The 22,938-nt window shown below is 69.9% G+C and carries 18 protein-coding genes; 12 read left to right on the top strand and 6 right to left on the bottom strand.

All coding sequences use genetic code 11. From position 1 onward, the window contains the following. Nucleotides 1–4: 4 nt before the first annotated feature. Nucleotides 5–214, bottom strand: a complete 210-nt coding sequence (locus tag LQ771_RS00325; RefSeq protein ID WP_231350424.1) for a hypothetical protein — start codon at nucleotides 212–214, stop codon at nucleotides 5–7. Nucleotides 215–294: 80 nt separating this feature from the next. On the opposite strand from LQ771_RS00325, the gene LQ771_RS00330 reads away from it, so the two are divergent. After that, nucleotides 295–1,077, top strand: a complete 783-nt coding sequence (locus LQ771_RS00330; protein WP_231350425.1) for an SDR family oxidoreductase — start codon at nucleotides 295–297, stop codon at nucleotides 1,075–1,077. A gap of 99 nt (nucleotides 1,078–1,176) precedes the next feature. Here LQ771_RS00330 and LQ771_RS00335 read toward each other — a convergent pair whose 3' ends face one another. Together LQ771_RS00335 and LQ771_RS00340 are read right to left on the bottom strand one after the other, a co-directional pair. Then, complete coding sequence (locus tag LQ771_RS00335; RefSeq protein ID WP_231350426.1) at nucleotides 1,177–1,842, bottom strand: DUF4124 domain-containing protein; 666 nt, start codon at nucleotides 1,840–1,842, stop codon at nucleotides 1,177–1,179. Nucleotides 1,843–1,986: 144 nt separating this feature from the next. Beyond that, nucleotides 1,987–2,928, bottom strand: coding sequence for a DegV family protein (locus LQ771_RS00340; RefSeq protein ID WP_231350427.1), 942 nt, complete (start codon nucleotides 2,926–2,928; stop codon nucleotides 1,987–1,989). 228 nt (nucleotides 2,929–3,156) lie between these two features. On the opposite strand from LQ771_RS00340, the gene LQ771_RS00345 reads away from it, so the two are divergent. From LQ771_RS00345 to LQ771_RS00375, 7 genes are all read left to right on the top strand, one after another. Continuing rightward, nucleotides 3,157–3,948 (top strand): AMP nucleosidase, encoded by a 792-nt coding sequence (locus LQ771_RS00345; RefSeq protein ID WP_231350428.1) that lies wholly within the window; start codon nucleotides 3,157–3,159, stop codon nucleotides 3,946–3,948. A gap of 360 nt (nucleotides 3,949–4,308) precedes the next feature. Then, on the top strand, nucleotides 4,309–6,099 hold the full coding sequence (locus LQ771_RS00350; RefSeq protein ID WP_231350429.1) for a thiamine pyrophosphate-requiring protein: 1,791 nt from the start codon (nucleotides 4,309–4,311) through the stop codon (nucleotides 6,097–6,099). Continuing rightward, nucleotides 6,096–7,238 (top strand): enolase C-terminal domain-like protein, encoded by a 1,143-nt coding sequence (locus tag LQ771_RS00355; protein ID WP_231350430.1) that lies wholly within the window; start codon nucleotides 6,096–6,098, stop codon nucleotides 7,236–7,238. The genes LQ771_RS00350 and LQ771_RS00355 overlap by 4 nt, the downstream gene beginning before the upstream one ends. A gap of 117 nt (nucleotides 7,239–7,355) precedes the next feature. After that, entirely contained in the window at nucleotides 7,356–10,508 is a 3,153-nt protein-coding gene (locus LQ771_RS00360; protein ID WP_231350431.1) for an FAD-binding and (Fe-S)-binding domain-containing protein, read from the top strand. A 106-nt stretch (nucleotides 10,509–10,614) separates the two neighbouring features. After that, nucleotides 10,615–11,061, top strand: coding sequence for a PPC domain-containing DNA-binding protein (locus LQ771_RS00365; RefSeq protein WP_231350432.1), 447 nt, complete (start codon nucleotides 10,615–10,617; stop codon nucleotides 11,059–11,061). Then, a complete protein-coding gene (locus LQ771_RS00370; RefSeq protein ID WP_231350433.1) occupies nucleotides 11,058–11,438 on the top strand; it encodes a sensory rhodopsin transducer in 381 nt (126 codons plus the stop codon). Before LQ771_RS00365 ends, LQ771_RS00370 begins: the two co-directional genes overlap by 4 nt. A 94-nt stretch (nucleotides 11,439–11,532) precedes the next feature. Next, nucleotides 11,533–12,552: an SDR family oxidoreductase gene (locus LQ771_RS00375; RefSeq protein ID WP_231350434.1), complete on the top strand. Its 1,020-nt coding sequence runs from the start codon at nucleotides 11,533–11,535 to the stop codon at nucleotides 12,550–12,552. Between the two features lie 763 nt (nucleotides 12,553–13,315). Here LQ771_RS00375 and grxD read toward each other — a convergent pair. The 3 genes from grxD to LQ771_RS00390 all read right to left on the bottom strand — a co-directional run bounded on the left by grxD (nucleotide 13,316) and on the right by LQ771_RS00390 (nucleotide 16,542). Then, nucleotides 13,316–14,239 carry a Grx4 family monothiol glutaredoxin gene (gene grxD, locus LQ771_RS00380; RefSeq protein ID WP_231350435.1) on the bottom strand — a complete coding sequence of 308 codons (924 nt, stop codon included), beginning with the start codon at nucleotides 14,237–14,239 and terminating at the stop codon, nucleotides 13,316–13,318. 73 nt (nucleotides 14,240–14,312) lie between these two features. Beyond that, nucleotides 14,313–14,912 carry an SGNH/GDSL hydrolase family protein gene (locus LQ771_RS00385; RefSeq protein WP_231350436.1) on the bottom strand — a complete coding sequence of 200 codons (600 nt, stop codon included), beginning with the start codon at nucleotides 14,910–14,912 and terminating at the stop codon, nucleotides 14,313–14,315. Between the two features lie 385 nt (nucleotides 14,913–15,297). Continuing rightward, nucleotides 15,298–16,542 carry an aminotransferase class I/II-fold pyridoxal phosphate-dependent enzyme gene (locus LQ771_RS00390; RefSeq protein WP_231350437.1) on the bottom strand — a complete coding sequence of 415 codons (1,245 nt, stop codon included), beginning with the start codon at nucleotides 16,540–16,542 and terminating at the stop codon, nucleotides 15,298–15,300. Nucleotides 16,543–16,749: 207 nt separating this feature from the next. Between LQ771_RS00390 and rsgA the strand changes: the two genes are divergently transcribed. The 4 genes from rsgA (at nucleotide 16,750) to LQ771_RS00410 (ending at nucleotide 22,811) form a co-directional block, all read left to right on the top strand. Further along, entirely contained in the window at nucleotides 16,750–17,802 is a 1,053-nt protein-coding gene (gene rsgA / locus LQ771_RS00395) for a ribosome small subunit-dependent GTPase A (RefSeq protein ID WP_231350438.1), read from the top strand. Between the two features lie 66 nt (nucleotides 17,803–17,868). Next, nucleotides 17,869–19,140 carry a peptidase MATCAP family protein gene (locus tag LQ771_RS00400; RefSeq protein ID WP_231350439.1) on the top strand — a complete coding sequence of 424 codons (1,272 nt, stop codon included), beginning with the start codon at nucleotides 17,869–17,871 and terminating at the stop codon, nucleotides 19,138–19,140. A gap of 127 nt (nucleotides 19,141–19,267) precedes the next feature. Beyond that, a complete protein-coding gene (locus tag LQ771_RS00405; protein ID WP_231350440.1) occupies nucleotides 19,268–21,580 on the top strand; it encodes an NADP-dependent malic enzyme in 2,313 nt (770 codons plus the stop codon). 247 nt (nucleotides 21,581–21,827) lie between these two features. Next, on the top strand, nucleotides 21,828–22,811 hold the full coding sequence (locus LQ771_RS00410; RefSeq protein ID WP_231350441.1) for a glycosyltransferase: 984 nt from the start codon (nucleotides 21,828–21,830) through the stop codon (nucleotides 22,809–22,811). The last annotated feature ends 127 nt before the right edge of the window (nucleotides 22,812–22,938 follow it).

Consider the following 22,938-nt stretch of genomic DNA (forward strand, 5'->3'; position numbering starts at 1 on the left):
CCGGTTACTGCTCGGCCTCGTCCAGCGCCTTCTGCTGCGCCCTGGCCTGGTCGTCGAGCACCTTCTGCACGTCTTTCGCCTTCTGTTCGTCCTTTTTCATGTCGTCCCAGGGCGTGGCCACGCGCCTGGCCGCGGCGGTGGCCTGCGGTTCGGGCGGCTTGTTCGAGCAGCCGGCCAGCGCGAGCAGGCAGGCGAGTGGCAGCAATGGCTTCATGGCGGTTCCCCTTGTCGAGCGGGCTGGCAGTGTCCCGCCGGCGCGCGATCGCGGCAAGCGCATCGGCTAAGCTCTCGTCCATGAACCTGCGCGCCGACGCCTGGCAGCTGTCCGGCCATACCGCCCTGATCACCGGCGCCAGCAAGGGCATCGGCCAGGCGGTCGCGCGCGAGCTCGGCGGGCTGGGTGCGGACCTGCTGCTGGTGGCCCGCGACGACGTGCACCTGGAACAGGTGCGTGCCGAACTTGCCGAGGACCTGCCCGGGCGCGAGGTGCTCGCTTTCGCCGCGGACCTGACCGAGGACGAGGAGCGGCTGGCGGTATTCGACTGGATCGCCGACCTCGACGCGCCGGTCTCGCTGCTGGTCAACAACGCCGGCGGCAACGCGCCCGACGCGACGCTGGCCTACGACAGCGCCGGCTACCGCGCGATCTTCGAGCAGAACCTGTTCAGCGCCTTCGAGATGTGCCGCCTGGCCCATCCGCATCTGGTCGAACACGGCAATGCGGCCATCGTGAACGTGGGCTCCGTTTCCGGCGTGGTGCACGTGCGCACCGGCTCGCCCTACGGCATGAGCAAGGCCGCGCTGCACCAGCTGACCCGCAACCTGGCGGTGGAGTGGGCGGTGGACGGCATCCGCGTCAACGCCGTGGCGCCCTGGTACATCCGCACGCAACGCTCGGAGCCGGCGCTGGCCGATGCCGACTATCTGGAAGAAGTGCTCGAGCGCACGCCGCTCAAGCGCATCGGCGAACCGGAGGAAGTGGCCGCGGCGGTGGCCTTCCTGTGCCTGCCGGCGGCCGGCTACATCACCGGCCAGGTGCTGGCGGTGGACGGCGGCTTCCTGAGCTTCGGTTTCTAGGGGCCCGCCCGTCGGCAGGAGCCCACTTGTGGGCGATGCTGCGGCTACCGGAATGGAAACAGGAGCTATCGCCCACAAGTGGGCTCCTGCGGAGAGCGGTCAGTCGCCGCAGTTGGCCAGTTGCGCCTGCAACTGCGCCTCGCGCCTCTCCAGCGGCGGGCGCTGGCTCTTGAAGGCGTTGCGGAGCTCGTGCTCGTTTTCTTCGTAGGCGTCGCGCAGGGCCTGGCAGGTTTCCGCGGCGTCCAGCTCGCGGCACTGGTCCTGCACCCATACATAGTTGTTCGCGACCAGGCCGGAGGTGACGCGCCCGCGATTGGCCTCCGGCGCGGACATGCCGGCCGCACCCCGATCGGGGCCGTAGACCTCCGACAGGGGTTGCTGCCCGACGCCCAGCACGCCATAGGGCGCCTGGTAGGGCGGCGGGTCGCCGTTGTCGCTCAGGTAGGTCTTGCCGTCGGTGGCGCGCACGCAGGCGTACATCACCGGCAGCGGCAAGGAAGGACCGCGCGCCGGGGGCGGGGCGGCGGGCTCCGGTGGCGGGGTGGGGGCGGGCGGGGCGGCCGGTGGCGGCGCCGCGGGGGCATCGGCGACCTGCATCGTGCGCTGCTGCTGGCCGGCGCCGCACGGGGTGTCCTGGTAGATCACCCGGCCGTCGGTGGTGGTGCACTCGTAGATGGTGGTGGCGGCCGCGTTGCCGCCGCTCCACGCCGGCGCGGCGGCGAGCAGGCCGAAGCCCAGCAGGACGGGGAGAGTCGGTCGGCGCATGGGGTGATTGTAGGGCGGGGCGGGTGAACCGGGCGGCAGAACCCGCCCCGCGGCAGCCCGGGAAACGGAGGGTGCGGACGCGCCGGAGCGGAGTTCCCGCGAGTGCGGCCCCTCTCCCGCCACGGGACAGGGAGCACAACGGCGCTAGAAGTCGGGCTCGTGTTCCTCGGCGGCGAAACCCAGCGTCACCGCCCCTTCGCCCACGTTGACCATGCCGGTGATGCTCATCGGCGCTTCCAGCAGGGTCACCCCGGTTTCCTCGCAGGCCTGGCGCAGCTCCTCGTAGCCGGGCAGCTTGACCAGGTCGGCCAGGTTGCCGCCGTAGCTGACGCACACCACCGGAACCATCAGCCCCCCGCGCACGCGCCGGGCGGCGTAGCCGAACAGCATCTGGGCGCCGTGCTCGAAACCGCGCACCTTGCCGACCGGGCCGGTTTCGCCGCGGAAGCAGCGCAGCAGCGGCTTGATGTCCAGCGCCGTACCGACCACCGCGCTGAACAGGCTGACGCTGCGGTCGCCGCGCTTGCGGGTGCGGCTGCGCAGGTGGTGCAGGTCGCGCGGCAGCATGTAGGCGTAGGTGTGGTTGGCAATCAGGCCCAGTCGCTCGCGGATCGCCGGCGGTGCCTCGCCGGCCCGGATCAGCCGTGTCGCCTCGAACACCGCCGGGCCTTCGCCGGCGAACACGTTGCGCGTGTCGACCACGCGCATCAGGAACGGGCCGGGCACGCCGGCGCGCTCGCGCACCTCGCGGTAGTTCTTCAGGATCGCGAAGCTCGCCTTGAGCACGTGCTCGTGGATCGGGCTGCGCGTGGCGGTGATGGTCAGGCAGAACACGCAATCCTGCTCCAGCACCAGCTTGTCCAGGAACAGCCGCTGCACATCCTCGACCGAGCACGGCTCGGTTTCGGCGGCGTGGGTGCCGGCCAGCTTCATGTAGAGGAAGCGCTCGATCTCCTGCTGGTCGCGGTCGTCCTTGAACACGCTGCCGTCGAGCTTCACGATGATCGGCATCACCGCGATGTTGTGTTCCTCGAGGAACGCCTGCGGCAGATCGCAGGATGCGTCGATCGCCAAGCCCATCCTCATCGTGTCATCCCCCTGTTCAATGACGCGCTGACCATAACATGCGCGTCAATGCTGTGACGTGGTTCCGACTGCGCGGTTTCCGGGGTTATCGGCATGCGCCGGGAGCGGCTTGAGTGACGGCTGCGGTCGGCTCCCCGTAGAATGGCGGGGACTCGAGAAATGGTCCCTGCCGGCGTGGCGTCGCCGGCGCGCGCGCCGCGGCCGCGGTGCGTTTTCCCGGGATATCCCATGAAGGACAAGCAAGCGATCGTCTCCAACTGGCTGCCGCGCTATACCGGCACGCCGCTGGAGCAGTTCGGCCAGCACATCCTGCTGACCAATTTCGGCCTGTACGTGGACCTGTTCGCCCAGTGGCACGGCGTCCAGGTGCAGGGACGCGACCGGCCCATGCCCAATGCCACCGCCGATGGCATCACCCTGATCAACTTCGGCATGGGCAGCCCCAATGCCGCCACGGTGATGGACCTGCTGAGCGCGGTGCGGCCGAAGGCCGCGCTGTTCCTGGGCAAGTGCGGCGGACTCAAGAAGAAGAACCAGCTCGGCGACATGGTGTTGCCGATCGCCGCGATCCGCGGCGAGGGCACGTCCGGCGATTATCTGCTGCCGGAGGTCCCGGCGCTGCCGGCGTTCCAGCTGCAGCGCGCGGTCTCCACCATGATCCGCGACCTCGGCCACGACTACTGGACCGGCACCGTCTACACCACCAACCGGCGCGTGTGGGAACACGACGAGGCGTTCAAGGACTACCTGCGCCGCACCCGCTGCATGGCGGTGGACATGGAGACGGCGACGATCTTCGCGGCCGGCTTCGCCAACAAGATTCCCTGCGGAGCGTTGCTGCTGGTATCCGACCAGCCAATGATCCCCGAGGGCGTCAAGACCGAGGCCAGCGACCGCAGCGTCACCGAGAAGTACGTGGAGGCGCACATCCGCGTCGGCGTCGAGGCGCTCAAGCTGGTCAGGCGCAACGGGCGCAGCGTCAAGCACCTGCGCTTCGAGGACGAGATGGACGGCGACTGAGCCGGCGCCCCTTCGTACCGGCGCTCCCTTGGCGCTCCTTGTGTAGCAGCCCACTCGTGGGCGACGCTCTGCTGCCGGCGCCGCGAAAAGAGCATCGCCCACGAGTGGGCCCTTGCCGGCGCTGTCGTCGCAGGAACCTGCGCTGCTCGTAGCGTTCGCATCGCGCCTCTTTCACCCGCGCATGACCGTGCGCGCGGCAAGGTAGTGCGGTCCGATCCCCAGTGCGTGTCGGCGTAGACGTTCTCCGTTCCGCCGTTCCTTGCCAGATCCCCTCGAGCTCTGACAGGCACGCGCTCCCCGCGCGAGGAGAGCCCTTGCGCCCGATCCGCGGCGCCGCGCGCCCGCAAGGAGCCAGCACCCATGAGCGAAACCGTCGGCGATTTCATCCTGCAGCGCCTCACCGACTGGGGCATCCGGCGCATCTTCGGATTCCCGGGCGACGGCATCAACGGGATCATGGGCGCGATGGGTCGCGCGGCGGAACGCTTCGATTACGTGCGCGTGCGCCACGAGGAAATGGCCGCCTTCATGGCCGGCGCGCATGCCAAGTTCACCGGCGAGATCGGCGTGTGCATGGCCACCTCCGGCCCCGGCGCGATCCATTTGCTGAACGGCCTGTACGACGCGCAGATGGACCACATGCCGGTGCTGGCGATCGTCGGCCAGTCCGCGCGCAGCGCGATCGGCAGCGACTACCAGCAGGAGGTGGACCTGCAGGTGCTGTTCCAGGATGTGTGCGGCTACGTCGAGACGGTGCTCTCGCCGGTGCAGGTGCGCCAGGTGATGGACCGCGCGATCCGCATCGCCGCCGCACGTCGCACCGTCACCTGCGTGATCGTGCCCAACGACATCCAGGAACTGCCGGCGGTCAGGCACCCGCCGCGCAAGCACAACGACATCTACACCGGCGTGGGCTACGCCAACCCCTGTCCGGTGCCGGGCGACGCGGACATCGAGCGCGCGGCCGAGGTGCTCAACGACGGCCGCAAGGTGGCGATCCTGATCGGCGCCGGCGCCATGCATGCCGGCGACCAGGTGATCGCGGTGGCCGACCGGCTCGATGCGGGCGTCGCCAAGGCCCTGCTCGGCAAGGCCGCGCTGCCGGACGACCTGCCGTTCGTCACCGGCTCGATCGGCCTGCTCGGCACCAAGCCGAGCTGGGACATGATGAACGACTGCGACACCCTGCTGATGGTCGGCACCACGTTCCCCTACTCCGAGTTCCTGCCCGAGGAGGGCCAGGCGCGCGCGGTGCAGATCGACATTGACCCGCGCAACGTGTCGATGCGCTATCCGACCGAAGTGAACCTGATCGGCGACAGCGCGCAGGTGCTCGAACGCCTGCTGCCGCTCTTGCGCCCGAAGGAGAACCCCGACTGGCGCGAGCGGATCGAGCTGAACGTGCGCAAGTGGTGGCGCGACCTGGAAGCCAAGGCGATGGAGCCGGCCGATCCGATCAACCCGCAGCGGATCTTCTGGGAGCTCTCCCCGCGCCTGCCGGACAACACCATCATCTGCGGCGATTGCGGCTCGCATACCAACTGGTACGCGCGCGACGTGAAGATCCGCAAGGGCATGATGGCCTCGCTCTCCGGCAAGCTCGCCACCATGGGCAGCGGCATGCCCTACGCCATCGCGGCCAAGTTCGCCTATCCGGAACGGCCGGTGCTGGCGATCGTCGGCGACGGCGCGATGCAGATGAACGGCAACGCCGAGCTGATCACCGTCAAGCAGTACTGGAAGCAGTGGTCCAACCCCTGCTTCGTGGTGATGGTGCTGCACAACGACGACCTCAACCAGGTCACCTGGGAGCAGCGCGCGCTGGGCGGCGACCCGAAGTTCTCCCAGTCGCAGGACGTGGAGGAGTTCTCCTACGCCAAGTACGCCGAGCTGCTCGGCTTCAAGGCGATCCGCGTGGATCGGCCCGAAGACCTCGGCACCGCCTGGGAGCAGGCCTTCGCGGCCGATCGCCCGGTGCTGCTGGACATCATCGCCGACCCGGACGTGCCGCCGCTGCCGCCGCACATCACCTGGAAGCAGGCGAAGGACTACATGACCGCGCTGGCCAAGGGCGACCCCGACGAGGGCGGCATCATCAAGCAGAGCCTGCGCCAGGTACTGGCCGGCGTCCTGCCGCACAGCCCGCGATGAACGACGCGCGGCCAGCCCCCGCCGCGACCGCTCCCGCAACGCGCCGCATCGCGCGCGTCGAGGTGGATGCCTACCGTATCCCCACCGATGCGCCGGAAGCCGATGGCACCATCGCCTGGAACGCCACCACGATGGTGCTGGCCCGGGTTTCGGCCGGCGGCTACACGGGGCTGGGCTGGACCTACGCCCACGCCGCCGCGGCGGCGTTGGTCGCCGATCCGCTGCGCGACGTGCTGCTCAACCGCGATGCCGACGACATCCCTGGCGCGTGGCATGCCGTGAACCGCGCCTTGCGCAACATCGGCCGGCCCGGCATGGGGCTGATGGCCATCGCCGCCGTGGACACGGCCATGTGGGATCTGAAGGCGCGCCTTCACGGCACCTCGGTGGTGCGCCTGCTGGGCCGTGCGCGCGAGGCGGTGCCGGTGTACGGCAGTGGCGGGTTCACCTCCTATGCGATCGACCGCCTGCAGGCGCAATTGGCCGGCTGGGTCGGGCAGGGCATGGCGCGGGTGAAGATGAAAGTCGGCACGCACCCGCACGACGACCCGGCGCGCGTGCATGCGGCGCGCGAGGCGATCGGCCGCGCGCCCGAGCTGATGGTCGACGGCAATGGCGCCTACGACCGCAAACAGGCGCTGGCCCTGGCCGAAGGCTTCGCGCACGAGGGCGTGGGCTGGTTCGAGGAGCCGGTGTCATCCGATGACCTGGAAGGCCTGCGCCTGCTGCGCGACCGCGTCCCGGCGGGCATGAACATCGCCGCCGGCGAATACGGCTGGGACGCGTGGTACTTCCGCCGCATGCTCGCGGCCGGCGCGGTCGACGTGCTGCAGGTGGACGCGACCCGTTGCGGCGGCTTCACCGGCTTCCTGCACGCGGCCGCGCTCGCGCACGGCTTCGGCATACCGGTGTCCGCGCATTGCGCGCCGCACCTGCACGCGCACGTGTGCAGCGCGGTGGGGCACCTGCAGCACATGGAGTTCTTCCACGACCACGCGCGCATCGAATCGATGTTCTTCGACGGCCTGCCCGAATTGCGCAACGGCGCGCTGGTGGTCGATGCGGACGCGCCTGGGCTGGGCCTGACCTTCAAGCAGGGCGACGCGGAGCGCTACCGCGTCACGCCGGAGGCCTGCTGACATGCCCACACCACCCGCTCTTCGTAGGAGCCCGCTTGCGGGCGATGCTCTTTTGATGTCCTGGCCAAAAGCATCGCCGCGCAAGCGGGCTCCTGCAGGAAGGCACCGGAGAGTGACATGACCAAACAGCGAGAACACGGCTCCGTCCCTTCGTTTCCCCGCGAGGCCGACGCCCCCGGCGCCGAGGCGGCCGCATCGTCCACCGACGGCCGCGACCGCCAGGACAGCCACCGCGACGCCGCGGTGCTGCCGCTTGCGCCGCCGCGCGTGCGCCACTCGCACAGCAACCGCTTCGCCTTCTCCAGTGCGGCGGCCGCCGTGCTGGCACAGGACCTGGCTGCCGCACTGGACGGCGAGGTCTGTTTCGACGACGGCAGCCGCGCGCTGTACGCCACCGATGGCTCGATCTATCGCCAGGTACCGATCGGCGTGGTCAAGCCGCGCCATGCGCGGGACGTGATCGAGATCCTGCGCATCTGCCGCGAACACGACGCGCCGGTGCTCTCGCGCGGCGGCGGCACCAGCCTGGCCGGCCAGTGCTGCAACACGGCGGTGGTGATGGACTTCTCCTACCACCTCAACCAGATCGTCGCGATCGACCCGCAGCAGCGCCGCGCGCGCATCGAGCCCGGCTGCGTGCTGGACGACCTGCGCGACGAAGCCGAGAAGCACCATCTCACCTTCGGCCCCGATCCCTCCACCCACGCGCACAACACGCTGGGCGGGATGATCGGCAACAACTCCTGCGGCGTGCACTCGGTGATGGCCGGGCGCACCGCCGACAACGTCCACTCGCTGGAGATCGTCACCTACGACGGCCTGCGCATGCGGGTGGGGCCGACCAGCGAGGAGGAACTGGAGCAGATCATCCGCGAGGGCGGCCGCCGCGGCGAGATCTATGCGGGCCTCAAGGCGATCCGCGACCGCTACGCCGACCTGATCCGCGCGCGTTACCCCAAGATTCCGCGCCGCGTCTCCGGCTACAACCTGGACGAGCTGCTGCCCGAGAACGGCTTCAACGTGGCCCGTGCGCTGGTCGGCACGGAAGGCACCTGCGTCACCATCCTGGAAGCCGAGGTGCGGCTGGTACCCAGCCCGCCGGTGCGCTCGCTGCTGGTGCTGGGCTACCCCGACGTGTTCGAGGCCGGCGACCACGTGCCGCAGATCCTGTCCTTCGGTCCGGTCGGCCTGGAGGGCATCGACGACGCACTGATCGCCGACATGAAGCGCAAGGACATGCATCCGAAAGACCGCGCCCTGCTGCCGCCGGGCGGCGGCTGGCTGATGGTCGAGTTCGGTGGCCAGACCAAGGAAGAGGCCGACGGCAAGGCACGCAAGCTGATGCAGGCGCTCGAGGCCGAGGACCATCCGCCGAGCATGAAGCTGTTCGACGATCCCGACGAAGAGGGCATGCTCTGGACCATCCGCGAGTCGGGCCTGGGCGCCACCGCGCGCGTGCCCGGCCAGCCGGACGGCCATCCCGGCTGGGAGGATGCCGCCGTGCCGCCGGACCGGGTCGGTCCGTACCTGCGCGATTTCCGCAAGCTGCTGGCCAAGTACCAATACACCTGCGCGCTGTACGGCCATTTCGGCGACGGCTGCATCCACTGCCGCATCGCCTTCGACCTGGCCACGCCCGAGGCGGTCGCGCAATGGCGCGCCTTCATGGACGAGGCCTCGGACCTGGTGCTCTCCTACGGCGGCTCGCTCTCCGGCGAACACGGCGACGGGCAGGTGCGCGCCTCGTTCCTGCCCAAGATGTTCGGCGACGAGCTGGTCCGGGCCTTCGGCGAGTTCAAGGCGCTGTGGGACCCGCGCGGGCGCATGAACCCGGGCAAGGTGGTCGATCCCAACCCGATGGATGCCGACCTGCGCGAAGGCCCCGGCTACCAGCCGCCCAAGCTCGAGACCGCGTTCGCCTACCCGGCCGACGGCATGAGCTTCGCCCAGGCGGCGCGCCGCTGCGTCGGCGTGGGCAACTGCCGCAACAAGCACAAGAACGTGATGTGTCCGAGCTACCGCGCCACCCACGAGGAGAAGTGGTGCACGCGCGGGCGCTCGCACCTGCTGTTCGAAATGCTCGAGGGCGATCCGCTCAAGGGCGGCTGGCGCAGCGAGCCGGTGCGCGACGCACTGGACATGTGCCTTGCATGCAAGGGCTGCAAGAGCGACTGTCCGGTCAACGTGGACATGGCCACCTACAAGGCCGAGTTCATGCACCACCACTACAAGGGCCGGCTGCGCCCGCGCGCCGCGTATGCCATGGGGCGCATTTTCGACGTGGCGCGCCTCGCCTCGCACGTACCGTGGCTGGCCAACGCCATCCTGCAGACCCCGGGGTTGTCGCGCGTGGCCAAGGCGATCGGCGGGATCGCCCGGCAGCGCGCGATGCCGCGCTTCGTGGGCGAAACCTTCCGCGACTGGTTCGCCGCGCGCGGGGCCCGGCGCAGTGCCGGGCCGGAAGTGCTGCTGTGGCCCGACACCTTCAACAACTACCTGCATCCGGACCCGCTCAAGGACGCCGTCGGCGTGCTGGAGGCGGCCGGCTATCGCGTGGTGGTGCCGCAGGCGACGCTCTGCTGTGGCCGCCCCCTGTACGCCGAGGGCATGCTCGACAAGGCGCGCGCGCAACTCCGCGACATCCTCGACGCGCTCTCCCCGCACATCGATCGCAGCGTGCCGGTGGTCGGACTGGAACCCTCCTGCGTGGCCGCCTTCCGCGACGAGCTGCCCAACCTCTTTCCCGGCGACGAGCGCGCGCACTGGCTCGCGCGAAACACCTTCCTCTTCAGCGAGTACCTCGACCGCGTCGGCTACGTGCCACCGCAGTTCAGGCGCAAGGCGCTGGTCCACGCGCACTGCCACCACCACGCGGTGATCGGCACCGACGGGGAGAAGCGGCTGCTGGCCAAGGCCGGGCTGGACTTCGAATTCCTCGACGCCGGTTGCTGCGGCATGGCCGGCTCGTTCGGCTTCGACGCGAAGAAGGTCGACGTCTCCCTCGCGATCGGCGAGCTGGAACTGCTCCCCGCCATCCGCGCCGCCGATCCCGACACGCTGATCATCACCAACGGCTTCTCCTGCCGCCAGCAGATCCAGCAATGCACCGGGCGCACCGCGCTGGACGTGTCGCAGGTGCTGGCGATGGCACTGGCGCAGGGAGCGTCCAATCTCGACGGGATCCCCGTGCGCGAACGGGAGGCTTCGCTGCCGTCGGCGCGCCCGGAGCCCGGACGCGGCGGCGAGACCTGGGGAGGGACCCCCCATTGAGTACGACGAGGCCGCACGCGCCGGTTACCCGGAACGCGCACCCCATGCCTACCCACCCCGGCCCTGCTTGTCCCGGAAGCAGGCAGCGACGCAGGAGCGCCGACCCGTGCATTACCAATTGATCCACCAGGACGAGAACAAGACCTGGGCCGTCGTGCTCGAGACCGGCGACGAGGCCAACGCCTGCCTGCTTGCCTTCGCCAGGGAGCAGCACCTCTCCGCCGCGCACTTCACCGCCATCGGTGCCTTCGAGCGCGCGGTGCTCGGCTACTTCGACTGGAACACCAAGGACTACAGGCGCAACCCGGTCGACGAGCAGGTCGAGGTCGTCTCGCTGATCGGCGACGTGGCGCTCAAGGGCGACGCGCCGAAACTGCACATGCATGCGGTGCTCGGGGAGCCCGACGGCCGCGCGCTCGGTGGCCACCTGCTCGAAGGCCACGTGCGTCCCACGCTGGAGGTGATCCTCACCGAGTCGCCCGCGCACCTGCGCCGCCTGCACGATCCCGCATCGGGACTTGCCCTGATCCACCTCGAAAAGGAGCTGCCATGACCACGCCAGAACCGATCGGCGCGCGCCGCTGGGCCATCGCCGAAGGCTACATCCCGCCCGGTGGCACGCATGCCGACGACCCGCGTTTCCTCAGCCACGAGACCGCCTGCCTCCTCAACACGAACGCGCAGGACGCGCAGGTGAGCATCACCATCTACTTCAAGGACCGCGACCCGGCCGGTCCCTACCGCGTCACCGTCCCGGCGCGGCGCACGCTGCACCTGCGCTTCAACGATCTGAAGGACCCCGAGCCGATCCCGCGCGATACCGATTATTCCAGCGTGATCGAATCCGACGTGCCGATCGTGGTGCAGCACACCCGCCTGGACTCGCGCCAGGCAGCGCTCGCGCTGCTTTCCACCATCGCCTACAGCTGACCCTCCCTCTGTAGGAGCGCACCTGTGCGCGACCGGGGAGCAGGCGGTCGCGCGCAGGTGCGCTCCTACAGGAAGCGTTGCCAGGAGCCGTTTCATGAGCCGCAAAAAAACCGAAGTCGTCGTCATCACCGGGGCCTCCGCCGGCGTCGGCCGCGCCACCGCCCACCGCTTCGCCCGCGACGGCGCCCGGATCGCCCTGCTGGCGCGCGGCAGCCAGGGGCTGGAGGTCGCCGCCGAGGAAGTGCGCAAGCTGGGCGGCGAGGCGTTGCCGATCCCTGTGGACGTATCCGATGCAGAGGCCGTGGAGGCCGCCGCCGGGCGCATCGAGCAGGAACTCGGACCGATCGACATCTGGATCAACGATGCGATGGCGACCATCTTCTCGCCGGTGCACGAGATCACTCCGGACGAGTTCCGCCGCGCCACCGAGGTCACCTACCTGGGCACCGTGTACGGCACCATGGCGGCCCTCAAGCGCATGCGCGAGCGCAACTGCGGCACCATCGTGCAGGTGGGTTCGGCGCTGGCCTACCGGGCGATCCCGTTGCAGTCCGCCTACTGTGGCGCGAAGTTCGCCATCCGTGGTTTCACCGACGCGCTGCGCGTGGAGCTGATGCACGACCGCAGCGACATCCACATCACCATGGTGCAGCTGTCCGCGTTCAACACGCCGCAGTTCCAGTGGGGCCGGACCAAACTTCCACGCCGCCCGCAGCCGGTGCCGCCGATCTTCCAGCCGGAAGTGGCCGCCAAGGGTATCCATTGGGCCGCGCACCACCGGCGACGCGAGCTCAACGTGGGGTTCCCGGCGGTCAAGGCGATCCTCGGCAACAAGCTGGCGCCGAAGCTGGCCGACCGAGCGCTGGTCAAGCTCGGCTACGCCGGCCAGATGGGCAAGCTGCCGCTGCCGGAGGTCCGGCCGGACAACCTGTACGAGGCCGTGCCGGAGGACTACGGCACGCATGGGCGCTTCGACGCACGCTCGAAGGCGACCAGCCTGCAACTGTGGGCGACGACGCATCGAGGGCTGGTCGCCGCCGGCGCGCTGGCGGCCGGGGCATTGTTATGGGCCGGCAGGCGCAGCATGCGCCCGGCCCGGCGCCGGTTCGACTGACGCGAGCCGCAAGGCAAGCCCCTGGTAGGAGCCCACTTGTGGGCGATGCCTTTGCGAAGTTCCCAGGAGCATCGCCCACAAGTGGGCTCCTACGTGAGGCGGGCGCGGGTGGGTAACGGGGACGGCGGGATCGACCTCGCGTGCCCAGGCGTCCATGCCGCCTTCGACGTTGAACACGTTGGTGAAGCGTGCGCCACGAAGGCGCCCGGCCCGGCGCCGGTTCGACCGACGCCAGCCGCAAGGCAAGCCCCTGGTAGGAGCCCACTTGTGGGCGATGCCTTTGCGCGAGGTTCCCAGGAGCATCGCCCACAAGTGGGCTCCTACGTGAGGCGGGCGCGGGTCAGTAACGGGGAACGGCGGGATCGACCTCGCGTGCCCAGGCGTCCATGCCACCTTCGACGTTGAACACGTTGGTGAGGCCGTGCGCCACGAAGGCGTCCGGCCCGGCGCCGCTTCGACCGACGCCAGCCGCAAGGCAAGCCCCTGGTAGGAGCCCACTTGTGGGCGATGCCTTTGCGATGTTCCCAGGAGCATCGCCCACAAGTGGGCTCCTACGTGAGGCGGGTGCGGGTCGGTAACGGGGAACGGCGGGATCGACCTCGCCGTGCGCCACGAAGCGCCCGGCCCGGCGCCGGTTCGCCGGTTCGACCGACGCCAGCCGCAAGGCAAGCCCCTGGTAGGAGCCCACTTGTGGGCGATGCCTTTGCGCGAGGTTCCCAGGAGCATCGCCCACAAGTGGGCTCCTACATGGGGCAGGCGCGGGTCAGTAACGGGGAACGGCGGGATCGACCTCGCGTGCCCAGGCGTCCATGCCACCTTCGACGTTGAACACGTTGGTGAAGCCGTGGGCCGCGAAGCGCTCGGCCACGCCGCGGCTGGAGTTGCCGTGGTGGCAGATGAAGGCGATCGCGGTGTCCTTCGGCAGTGCTGCCAGCGCGTCGTAGCCTTCGTCCTCCAGCACGCGTGCCAGCGCCAGCGGCGCGGCCTGCGCGCGGCCGGCGGCCGGACGCACGTCGACCAGCAGTACGCTGCCGTCGGCCAGGCGTGCCTTCAGTTCCTGCACGGACATCGACTTGATCTCCTGCGCGCCGGGGAACTTCAGGCTGAGGCCTTCGCCCTGCACGGTGGACACCCAGTCGATCACGATGCCCTTGGCGCGCTGCGCGCTGCCCGGGTCGAAGTGCACCTCGATGCCGTTGGCGGCCACCACGATGTCGTGGTCGCCTGCGGGCGCGAGCTGGAAGCCGGCGCTGTGGTCGGGGCCGATCTCCAGGTGCAGCGCCAGGCCCTGCGCGTTGGCGATGCCGTTGCGGATCGCTTCGGCGGCCTTGTCGGTGATGGTGATCTCCGGCGGCGTGCGGTCCGGCGGCGCCGCGCCGAACAGGGTGTGCAGCTCGCCGCTGGCATACATCTGGCGGATGATGTCTGCGCCGCCGACCAGCTCGCCCTCGACGTAAAGCTGCGGAATCGTGGGCCAGTCGCCGTAGACCTTGATGCCCTCGCGGATATCCGGATCGTCCAGCACGTTGACCGTGTGGTACTCGGGCAGCAGCTCGTTGAGCGTGTTGGTCGCCGCGGCGGAGAAGCCGCACATCGGCTGGCGGCGGTCGCCCTTCATGAACAGCACCACGCGGTGGTCCTTGAGCAGGGTTTCGATGCGTTCGCGGGTGGCAGGATCGAGGGACATGGGAAAGCTCCGGCAAAGAGGGCCAATGATACGCCCCGAAGCCGGGATGACGCAGGCGGCCCCGACCGGAGCGCTATTCCACCGCCGCCGCGGCCACCGGCAGGATGGCCTCGGTCCATAGCGCGTACTGCTCCGCGCTCGGGTGCAGGCCGTCGTGGGCGACCTGTTCCGGATGACGGCGGGAGATGGGCGTGATGTCCACCCAGCGCGCATCGGCACGACCGGCCTCGTCGCGGGCGATGGCGTTGTAGGCGTCCAGCGCCTGGGCGACCTGGGTCGCATCACGCCCCTGCTCGCGCGCGAAGCGGGTGACGCCCCAGTCGGGGATCGACACCACGACCACGTGCGAGGCGCGGTCGCCGGCCAGGGCGATGGCGCGATGCAGGAGGCCGGTGAACTGCGTGCGGTACTCCCCGGCAGTGCGCCCGCGGTACTGGTTGTTGACACCGATGAGCAGCGTGACCAGGTCGTAGGGTGGGCTGAGCGCGGCCGCGTCCATGCCGGCGGAGAGCTCGTCGGTGGTCCAGCCGGTGACGGCGATGATCTGCGGCTCGTCGATGACCACGCCGCGCGTGCGCAGTTGCCGCACCAGTTGCGCGGGCCAGCGCCCGGCGGCGGGGACGGCTTCGCCGATCGTGTAGGAGTCGCCAAGGGCGAGGTAATGCAGCGGCATGCGGGGCCTCCGGTGGTGGATCCTTCGACTCGGCGCTGCGCGCCTGCGCTCAGGACGAACGGCTTTTTTCCGGCGCTTCATGGAACCGGACGCTTCATGGAACGTCATCCACGAAAACCGTTGCCCCATGAAACCGTTGCTACATGATCCGCCGCATCAGATGGAACCGTTGCATCGGACCGGATGGAACCCGTCGCCGGATCGGATGAGATCGGTCATCGAATGGAACCGTTCGCCGAGCGTAGCCCGCAGGGCGAAGTCGAAGTGCCCGCCTCAAACCACAAACCCGAATTCCGCTCCCTCCGGAAGAAGGGGGCGGCGGCGGGGAGGTGAGGGTCCGGGCAAAGCGGGATATCCGCCGTTACCCAGCCTCTCCGCCGGGGTTTCAGGCCACGACCGATTCCCGCGCCTGCTCCTGCGCCATCCGCGAGAGCACCCGCTCGATCCGTACCAACACGTCCGCCAGTTCCGCCGGCGACGGCAGCAGGGTCAGGCGGAAATGCCGGCTGGCCGGCACGTTGAAGCTGGAACCAGGCACCACCAGCACGGCTTCCTCTTCCAGCAGGCGCAGCGCGAACGCGTTGTCGTCGAAGCGCGGCAGGCGTTCGTCGCGGACCCGCGGAAAGGCGTACAGCGCCCCGGCGGGCGCGACCACGTCGAGATACCCGCTGGCCGCCACGCCTTCCAGCACGGCGCGACGCGCCTCGTGCAGGCGCCCACCCGGCGCCGTTAGCGTGGCGATGGTCGCGCGGCCGGTCAGCGCCGGCTCGACCGCCCATTGCGCGGTGACGTTGGCGCACAGGCGCAGCGCCGCCAGCAACTGCAACGCATCGCGGTAGGCACCGGTGTGCGCCGGATCGCCGGACAGGCTCAGCCAGCCCACGCGGTAGCCACAGGCGCGATGCACCTTGGACAAGCCGCCGAAGCTCAGGCACGGGTGCGCACCGGCGATCTCGGCCAACGGCTGGAACGGCACGTCGTCGTACAGGATCTCGTCGTAGATCTCGTCGGCGAGCAGCAGCAGCCCGTGCCGCTGCGCGATCGCCACCAGCCGTTCCAGCAGCGCGCGCGGATAGACGGCGCCGGTGGGATTGTTCGGGTTGATCAGCACCAGCGCGCGGGTGCGCGGGGTGACGAGAGCCTCCAGTTCGTCCGGATCGGGCAGGTGCGCGTGCTGCGCCAGGCAGCGGTAATAGCGCGGACGCCCGCCGTTGAGGATGGTGGCCGCGCTCCACAGCGGATAGTCGGGACTGGGCACCAGCACTTCGTCGCCCGGTTGCAGCAGTGCGCGCAGCGACAGGTCGATCAGCTCGCTGACGCCGTTGCCGACGAAGATGCGTTCCACCGCCACGCCCTGCGCACCGCGCGCGCGCTGCTGGGCCGCGATCGCCTCGCGCGCCTCCTCCAGCCCCTGCTCGTGGCCGTAGCCCTCGCTGTCGGCCAGGTGCGCGGCGATCGCCTGGCGCAGGTGTCCCGGTGTCTCGAAGCCGTAGCGGGCCGGGTTGCCGATGTTCAGCTTGACGATGGCGCGGCCGGCCGACTCCAGCTCGCGGGCGCGGCGGGTGAGCGCGCCGCGGATCTCGTAGCGCACGTCGCCAAGGTGGGGGCTGGGGATGATCGGGGCCGGCACGCGCGTTCTCGGGTGGGGCGAAAGCGGCGATCCTAGCAGCGCCTTCCACCCCTTTGCAGGATCGCACCCGTGGACGATCCCGCATCAGCCAGCCCGGCAGAAAAGGGGACACCGCCCGCAAGTGCGCCGCTGTGCAAGAACCAAGGCCTTCCCCGCAGGCGAGGCCGGCACGGGAGCGCGCCCTGGAAACAGGCATAATCGACGGCCATGAGCGATGCCGCGACCCTCCAACGCCTGCGCCACATCGGATGGCGCGGGGACCTGCCGCCCGGTGGGCGCCGCATCGCGCGCGTGGTGGCGCAGCATCGCGCCGGCTATGAACTGCACGACGGGGTGGCACTCTCCGGCGCGCAGCCGGCGGGGCATTTCCTCAAGCGCACGCTCGACCCGGCCGAGCGGCCCGCGGTGGGCGACTTCGTCGAGGTGGAAGATGGCCGTCCGCCGCACATCCTCACCGTGCTGCCGCGGCGCAGCGTGCTTTCGCGCGCCGCCGCGGGCGAGCGCTACGAACGCCAGATCATCGCCACCAACATCGATTACGTGCTGGTGCTGACCGGGCTGGACAAGGACTTCAACCCGGCGCGCATCGAGCGCTACCTCTCGCTGATCGAGGACTCCGGCGCGCAGCCGGTGGTGCTGCTGAGCAAGCTCGACCTGCATGCCGACGGCGATGCACGCCTGGGCGCCCTGCGCGAGCGCCTGCCCGAGGCCACGCCGGTCCACGCCATCAACGGCAAGGACCCGGCAAGCGCCGCGCTGCTCGCGCGCTACCTCGGTCCCGGCGACAGCGCGGTGCTGGTCGGCTCGTCCGGCGCCGGCAAGTCGACCCTGACCAACACGCTGCTGGGCGCCGAGCGCATGGCCACCGGCGAGGTGCGCGCGCACGACAGCCGCGGCCGCCACACCACCACGCATCGCGCGCTGCTGATGCTGCCCTCGGGCGGCTGCCTGATCGACACGCCCGGCATGCGCGAGCTCAAGCTGACCGGCGAGGAAAATCTCGACCTGTTCGCCGACATCGAGGCGCTGGCCGAGACCTGCCGCTTCGCCGACTGCGGCCACGGCAGCGAACCCGGTTGCGCGGTGCAGGCGGCGCTGGATTCGGGCGAGCTCACTGCCGAACGCTGGCGCAATTACCTCAAGCTGCGCGACGAGCGCGAAGAGCAGGCCGCCACGCTGGAAGCGCGCCTGCGCCGCCAGCGGGGCGGCCGTCCGCCGGACCGCCCGCACGGGCACCGTGGCCGGCGCGAGCGGGAATAGGCGGGGCATGCACCGCACCTGCGCGAATCCGGGCGTCTCCTGCGCCGCGTGTCCACCGGTGCCGCGATGAACGTCGACGCATCGTCCCGCGGGCATTACGCCGCGCTCGACCGGCGACTGCTCGCCGCCACCCGCACCATCAACATCCTGCCTGCAGTGAGCTGGCCGGCTTCGCTCGAGCAGCGCATGATCGCCGCCTACGACAGGGGCGACTTCGCGCTGCCGGAGGTGCAGTACGTCCGCCCGGACCTGGCCGGGGTCCGCGCCGAACTGGCCGCGATCGAGCGCGAAGCCGAGGTGCTGCTGGTGGGCGATCCGATCGGCGACTACCTGTGCCGCACCGCCACCTCCTGGCGGATAGCCGCCGAGATGCTCGAGGCGGTCGGCAGCGCCGGCGTCACTGCCCCGTCGATTGCGCTGTACGGGCGGCCCGGCGACACGATCCCCGGCAGCAGGAAGAGCAACCTCGACGCGGCGCGCTACTTCGTGGAGCTTTCCGACGAGCTGGGCGCCGACCTGCTGGCCGATACGGTCAGCATGGACCTTTCCGCGGAGCAACTGCGCGCGGATCTGGCCCGGGTGCTGGACGAGTTCTTCGGCCCCGGGCGCATCGCCATCGAGGTCGATCCGGAGCTCACCGCCAAGGCCGCCGCCGGCGCTACCCGCATCCGCCTGCGCGGGGGCGCGCACTTCAGCGAGTACGACCGCCACCAGCTGCTCGCGCACGAGGCGTTCGTGCATTCGCTCACTGCGCTCAACGGGCGCGAGCAACCGTTGCTGGGTTCGCTGGCGCGGACGTCGCCGCGCGTCACCGCGACACAGGAAGGCCTGGCGGTGTTCGCCGAACTGATGTCCGGGGCCATCGACATCGCGCGGCTCAAGCGCATCAGTCTGCGCATCCTTGCCATCGACATGGCGCTCAATGGCGCGGACTTCGTCGAGGTCTACAAGTACTTCCGCCACTGCGGGCAGGGAGCGGCCGACAGCTTCCATTCGACCCAGCGGGTGTTCCGCGGCGTGCCGGTGACCGGCGGCGCGGCCTTCGCCAAGGACAACGTCTACCTGTCCGGCCTGCTCACCGTGCACACCTTCTTCCGCTGGGCGTTCAAGCAGCAGCGCATGGACCTCTTGCGCTACCTGTTCGCCGGCAAGCTGGCCCTGCACGACGTGATCACCCTGCAGCCGCACTTCGAGGCCGGCACGTTGCTGCCGCCGCGCTGGCTGCCGCCCTGGATGCAGCGCGTGCATGGCCTGGCCGGCAAGCTCGCCTTCTCGCTGTTCATCAACGGCATCCACATGGGGCAGGTGCAGGCCGACGAGCTGAACCTCCGGTTGTAGCCCCGGTGCGCGGCTGCCATGCCGCGCGGTCGCGCGGCCGGGCGATCCCCCGGGCGACGGAGCCCGCCCAGCGGCCCGCCTGCTACCATGTGAGACCGCTCCCTCGCAGAAAAAAAAGCCGCCACCCATGGCCCATCCCGACGACCTGCGCCACGCCGCGCTCGAGTACCACCGCCATCCCCGCCCCGGCAAGATCAAGGTCAGCGCGACCAAGGCGATGGTGACCCAGCGCGAGCTGTCGCTGGCCTACTCGCCCGGCGTGGCCTATGCCTGCGAGGCGATCGTCGAGAATCCGCAAGCGGCCAGCGAGATGACCGCGCGCGGCAACCTGGTGGCGGTGATCACCAACGGCACCGCGGTGCTGGGCCTGGGCGACATCGGCCCGCTCGCCGGCAAGCCCGTCATGGAAGGCAAGGGCGTGCTGTTCCAGAAGTTCGCCGGCATCGACGTGTTCGACATCGAATTGAACGAGCGCGACCCCGACAAGCTGGTCGACATCATCGCCGCGATGGAGCCGACCTTCGGCGGCATCAACCTGGAAGACATCAAGGCGCCGGAGTGCTTCATCGTCGAGCGCAAGCTGCGCGAGCGCATGCACATCCCGGTGTTCCACGACGACCAGCACGGCACCGCGATCATCGTCGGCGCCGCCGTGCTCAATGCGCTGGCCGTGGTCGGCAAGGACATCGGCCAGATCAGGCTTGCCACCACCGGCGCCGGCGCGGCGGGCATCGCCTGCCTGGACATGCTGGTGGCGTTGGGCGTGAAGCCGGAAAACATCCTGGCGTTCGACCGCGAGGGCGTGATCCACGCGGGCCGCCCGGGGCTGGACCCGGACAAGGCGCGCTACGCGCGCGATACCGACAAGCGCTCGCTGGCCGAGATCGTGGCCGGCGCCGACGTGTTCCTGGGCCTCTCGGCCGGCGGCATCCTCAAGCCGGAGATGGTCGCCACCATGGCCGATCGCCCGGTCATCCTGGCGCTCGCCAATCCCAATCCCGAGATCCTGCCGGAAGACGCCAGGCGCGTGCGTCCGGACTGCATCGTCGCCACCGGCCGCTCGGATTACCCGAACCAGGTCAACAACGCGCTGTGCTTCCCGTATATCTTCCGCGGCGCGCTGGACGTGGGCGCGACCGGCATCAACGAGGCGATGAAGCTCGCCTGCGTGCGTGCGATCGCCGGACTGGCGCGGATGGAGGCCTCCGACCTGGCCGGCGCCTATGGCGGCGAGGTGCCCTCGTTCGGCGCCGAGTACCTGATTCCGCGCCCGTTCGACCCGCGCCTGCTGGTGATGCTCGCGCCGGCGGTGGCGCAGGCGGCGATGGATTCGGGCGTGGCCTCGCGGCCGATCGAGGACATGGACGCCTACCGCGAGAAGCTCGGCCAGTTCATCTACCGCACCAGCCTGCTGATGAAGCCGGTGTACGAGCGCGCCCGCGCCGACCTCAAGCGCGTGGTCTACGCCGAAGGCGAGGAAGAAACCGTGCTGCGCGCGGTGCAGACGGTGGTCGACGAGAAGCTCGCCTTCCCGATCCTGATCGGCCGCCCGGACGTGATCGCCCAGCGCATCGAGCGGCTCGGCCTGCGCATCCGCGAAGGCGTGGATTTCGAGCTGACGAACATCAACGACGATCCGCGCTTCAACGACTACTGGCAGCAGTACCACGCGCTGACCGAGCGCCGCGGCGTCACCCCGGCGGCCGCCAAGAACCTGTTGCGCTCGCGACCCACGCTGATCGCCGCGCTGATGGTCGAGCGCGGCGAGGCGGACGCGATGATCTGCGGCCTGGTCGGGCGCTACCACAAGAAGCTCGGCTACCTGCGCAGCGTGTTCGGGTTGGACCCGGGCGTGCAGTGCACCTCGGCGATGTCCGGCGTGATCAACGACCTGGGCGCGTGGTTCTTCGTCGATACCCACGTGCAAGTGGATCCCACCGCCGAGCAGATCGCCGAGGCTACCCTGCAGGCGAGCTACCGCCTGAAGCTGTTCGGCATCGTGCCGAAGGTGGCGCTGCTGTCGCATTCGAACTTCGGCAGCCACGACAACCCCAGCGCGGCGAAGATGCGCCGCGCCTACCAGCTGATCCGCGAGCGCGCGCCACGGCTGGAGATCGACGGCGAGATGCAGGCCGACACCGCCTGGGACGAGGCGCTGCGCCAGCGCATTTTCCCCAACAGTACGCTCGCCGGGCGCGCCAACCTGTTCGTGCTGCCCAACCTGGACGCGGCCAACATCGTCTACAACATGGTCAAGGTGATGAGCGGTGGCGTCGCGATCGGCCCGATCCTGATGGGCGTGGACAAGAGCGCGCACATCCTTACACCGGCCTCGACCGTGCGCCGCGTGGTCAACATGACCGCGCTCGCGGCGGTGGATGCGCAGTTGCGCGGCGCGGGCCGCACGACGGGGGCCGAGGCCTGGCGGAGCATGCGCTAGCCCTCGCTACGGCGTATGCTGCGCTCGCGCGCCGGTCTTACGGGGTGGATGCGGGACGTCCGCCCGCATCCTGGAGGCACGACGAGCGCGCGGGGATTCCGGAGCACGATTGCATGGCGCATCCGCGCGCGGCGCTGGCCGGGTGCAGGCGTTCGCGCGAGTCACCGGCAGTTCGGGAACTGAACGGCGGGTACCCGGCCATGGAGTGGCGTTCGAAACGCAAGGCATCCTTGGGGTCGGGTGAGCCATGTCTGAAAACGCACTTTCCGCCAGCATCCTGCTGCTCTGCTACCGGGATGCGCCCTATATCCGTGCTGCGCTGGAGTCGGCGCTGGCGCAGACGGTGCCGTGCGAGATCATCGTCTCCAACGACTGCTCCGACGACGGTACCTTCGAACTGGCGCAGGAACTGGTCGAGAACTACCGAGGCCCCCACCGCGTCAGCGTGCGCCGCAACGAGCACAACCTGGGGGTGGCCGCGCACGTCAATGCGACCGTGCCGCTCACCCATGGCGACATCGTGGTGATGATGGCCGGCGACGACATCTCCTACCCGCACCGCGTCGCGACCATCCTGGAGGCCTTCCGGCGCCGGCCGCAGGCCACGGTGCTGGGCAGCGACTTCGACGGCATCGACGAGGAGGGCCGTCCGCGCGCCGTGTCCTTCCGCCGGCGGCCGGAAGTGTTCGGGCTGGACTACTACGTCAGCATTGGCCGGCTGATCGGCCTGCTGGGCGCGGCAATGGCGTTCCGGCGCGAGGTGTTCGAGCGCTTCGGTCCGCTGCTGGGGCCGATCGAGGACAACGCGCTGAGCCTGCGTGGCGCGCTGCTCGGCGACTGCCTGAACCTGCGCCAGCCGTTGCTCAAGTACCGCCAGCACGCCCACAGCGTCAGCGCCGGCGTGTTCGCGCGGCACGAGCCGCCGATGCTGCGCATGCAGCGCCGCTACGAACGCACCATCCGCTTCTACCGCGGCACCGCCGACGACCTGGAGCGTTGCCTGGCGCAGATGCCCGAGCTGCCGCCGCGCCGGCGCGGGCTGGCGCGCGACATCGTGTCGATGTACCGGATCGAGGCGGACGCCCGCGAAGCCCTGCTGCACAAGGCCCGCCGGCACTGGCTCAAGCCGATCGCCCGCGGCCTGCTGCACCTGGGCCTGCGCCGCAAGAGCGCCGAGCGCGCGCTCAAGCTGTTCGTGCCGCGGCGCTGGTTCGGCCTGTACGGCCGCTAGTCCCCGGTCGTTCCCCTGCAGGGCGCACCCTGGCGCAACCGCGGCCCGCAACCGGGCCGCGTGAGCCCGTCGTGCCCCGGCCGGTCGCACACAGGGTGCGTCCGTGCGGCCGACGCCGGCCCTCATC

This window comes from Frateuria soli (assembly GCF_021117385.1).
GTDB lineage: Bacteria > Pseudomonadota > Gammaproteobacteria > Xanthomonadales > Rhodanobacteraceae > Frateuria_A > Frateuria_A soli.

Excerpts from the sequence above, each read along its gene's own strand:
- LQ771_RS00355 (WP_231350430.1), top strand. The coding sequence starts at position 6,096 with ATGAACGACGCGCGGCCAGCCCCCGCCGCGACCGCTCCCGCAACGCGC.
- LQ771_RS00385 (WP_231350436.1), bottom strand. The coding sequence starts at position 14,912 with ATGCCGCTGCATTACCTCGCCCTTGGCGACTCCTACACGATCGGCGAA.
- LQ771_RS00360 (WP_231350431.1), top strand. The coding sequence starts at position 7,356 with ATGACCAAACAGCGAGAACACGGCTCCGTCCCTTCGTTTCCCCGCGAG.
- grxD (WP_231350435.1), bottom strand. The coding sequence starts at position 14,239 with ATGTCCCTCGATCCTGCCACCCGCGAACGCATCGAAACCCTGCTCAAG.
- LQ771_RS00375 (WP_231350434.1), top strand. The coding sequence starts at position 11,533 with ATGAGCCGCAAAAAAACCGAAGTCGTCGTCATCACCGGGGCCTCCGCC.
- LQ771_RS00405 (WP_231350440.1), top strand. The coding sequence starts at position 19,268 with ATGGCCCATCCCGACGACCTGCGCCACGCCGCGCTCGAGTACCACCGC.
- LQ771_RS00350 (WP_231350429.1), top strand. The coding sequence starts at position 4,309 with ATGAGCGAAACCGTCGGCGATTTCATCCTGCAGCGCCTCACCGACTGG.
- LQ771_RS00410 (WP_231350441.1), top strand. The coding sequence starts at position 21,828 with ATGTCTGAAAACGCACTTTCCGCCAGCATCCTGCTGCTCTGCTACCGG.
- LQ771_RS00335 (WP_231350426.1), bottom strand. The coding sequence starts at position 1,842 with ATGCGCCGACCGACTCTCCCCGTCCTGCTGGGCTTCGGCCTGCTCGCC.
- LQ771_RS00340 (WP_231350427.1), bottom strand. The coding sequence starts at position 2,928 with ATGAGGATGGGCTTGGCGATCGACGCATCCTGCGATCTGCCGCAGGCG.
- rsgA (WP_231350438.1), top strand. The coding sequence starts at position 16,750 with ATGAGCGATGCCGCGACCCTCCAACGCCTGCGCCACATCGGATGGCGC.
- LQ771_RS00345 (WP_231350428.1), top strand. The coding sequence starts at position 3,157 with ATGAAGGACAAGCAAGCGATCGTCTCCAACTGGCTGCCGCGCTATACC.
- LQ771_RS00400 (WP_231350439.1), top strand. The coding sequence starts at position 17,869 with ATGAACGTCGACGCATCGTCCCGCGGGCATTACGCCGCGCTCGACCGG.
- LQ771_RS00370 (WP_231350433.1), top strand. The coding sequence starts at position 11,058 with ATGACCACGCCAGAACCGATCGGCGCGCGCCGCTGGGCCATCGCCGAA.
- LQ771_RS00325 (WP_231350424.1), bottom strand. The coding sequence starts at position 214 with ATGAAGCCATTGCTGCCACTCGCCTGCCTGCTCGCGCTGGCCGGCTGC.
- LQ771_RS00330 (WP_231350425.1), top strand. The coding sequence starts at position 295 with ATGAACCTGCGCGCCGACGCCTGGCAGCTGTCCGGCCATACCGCCCTG.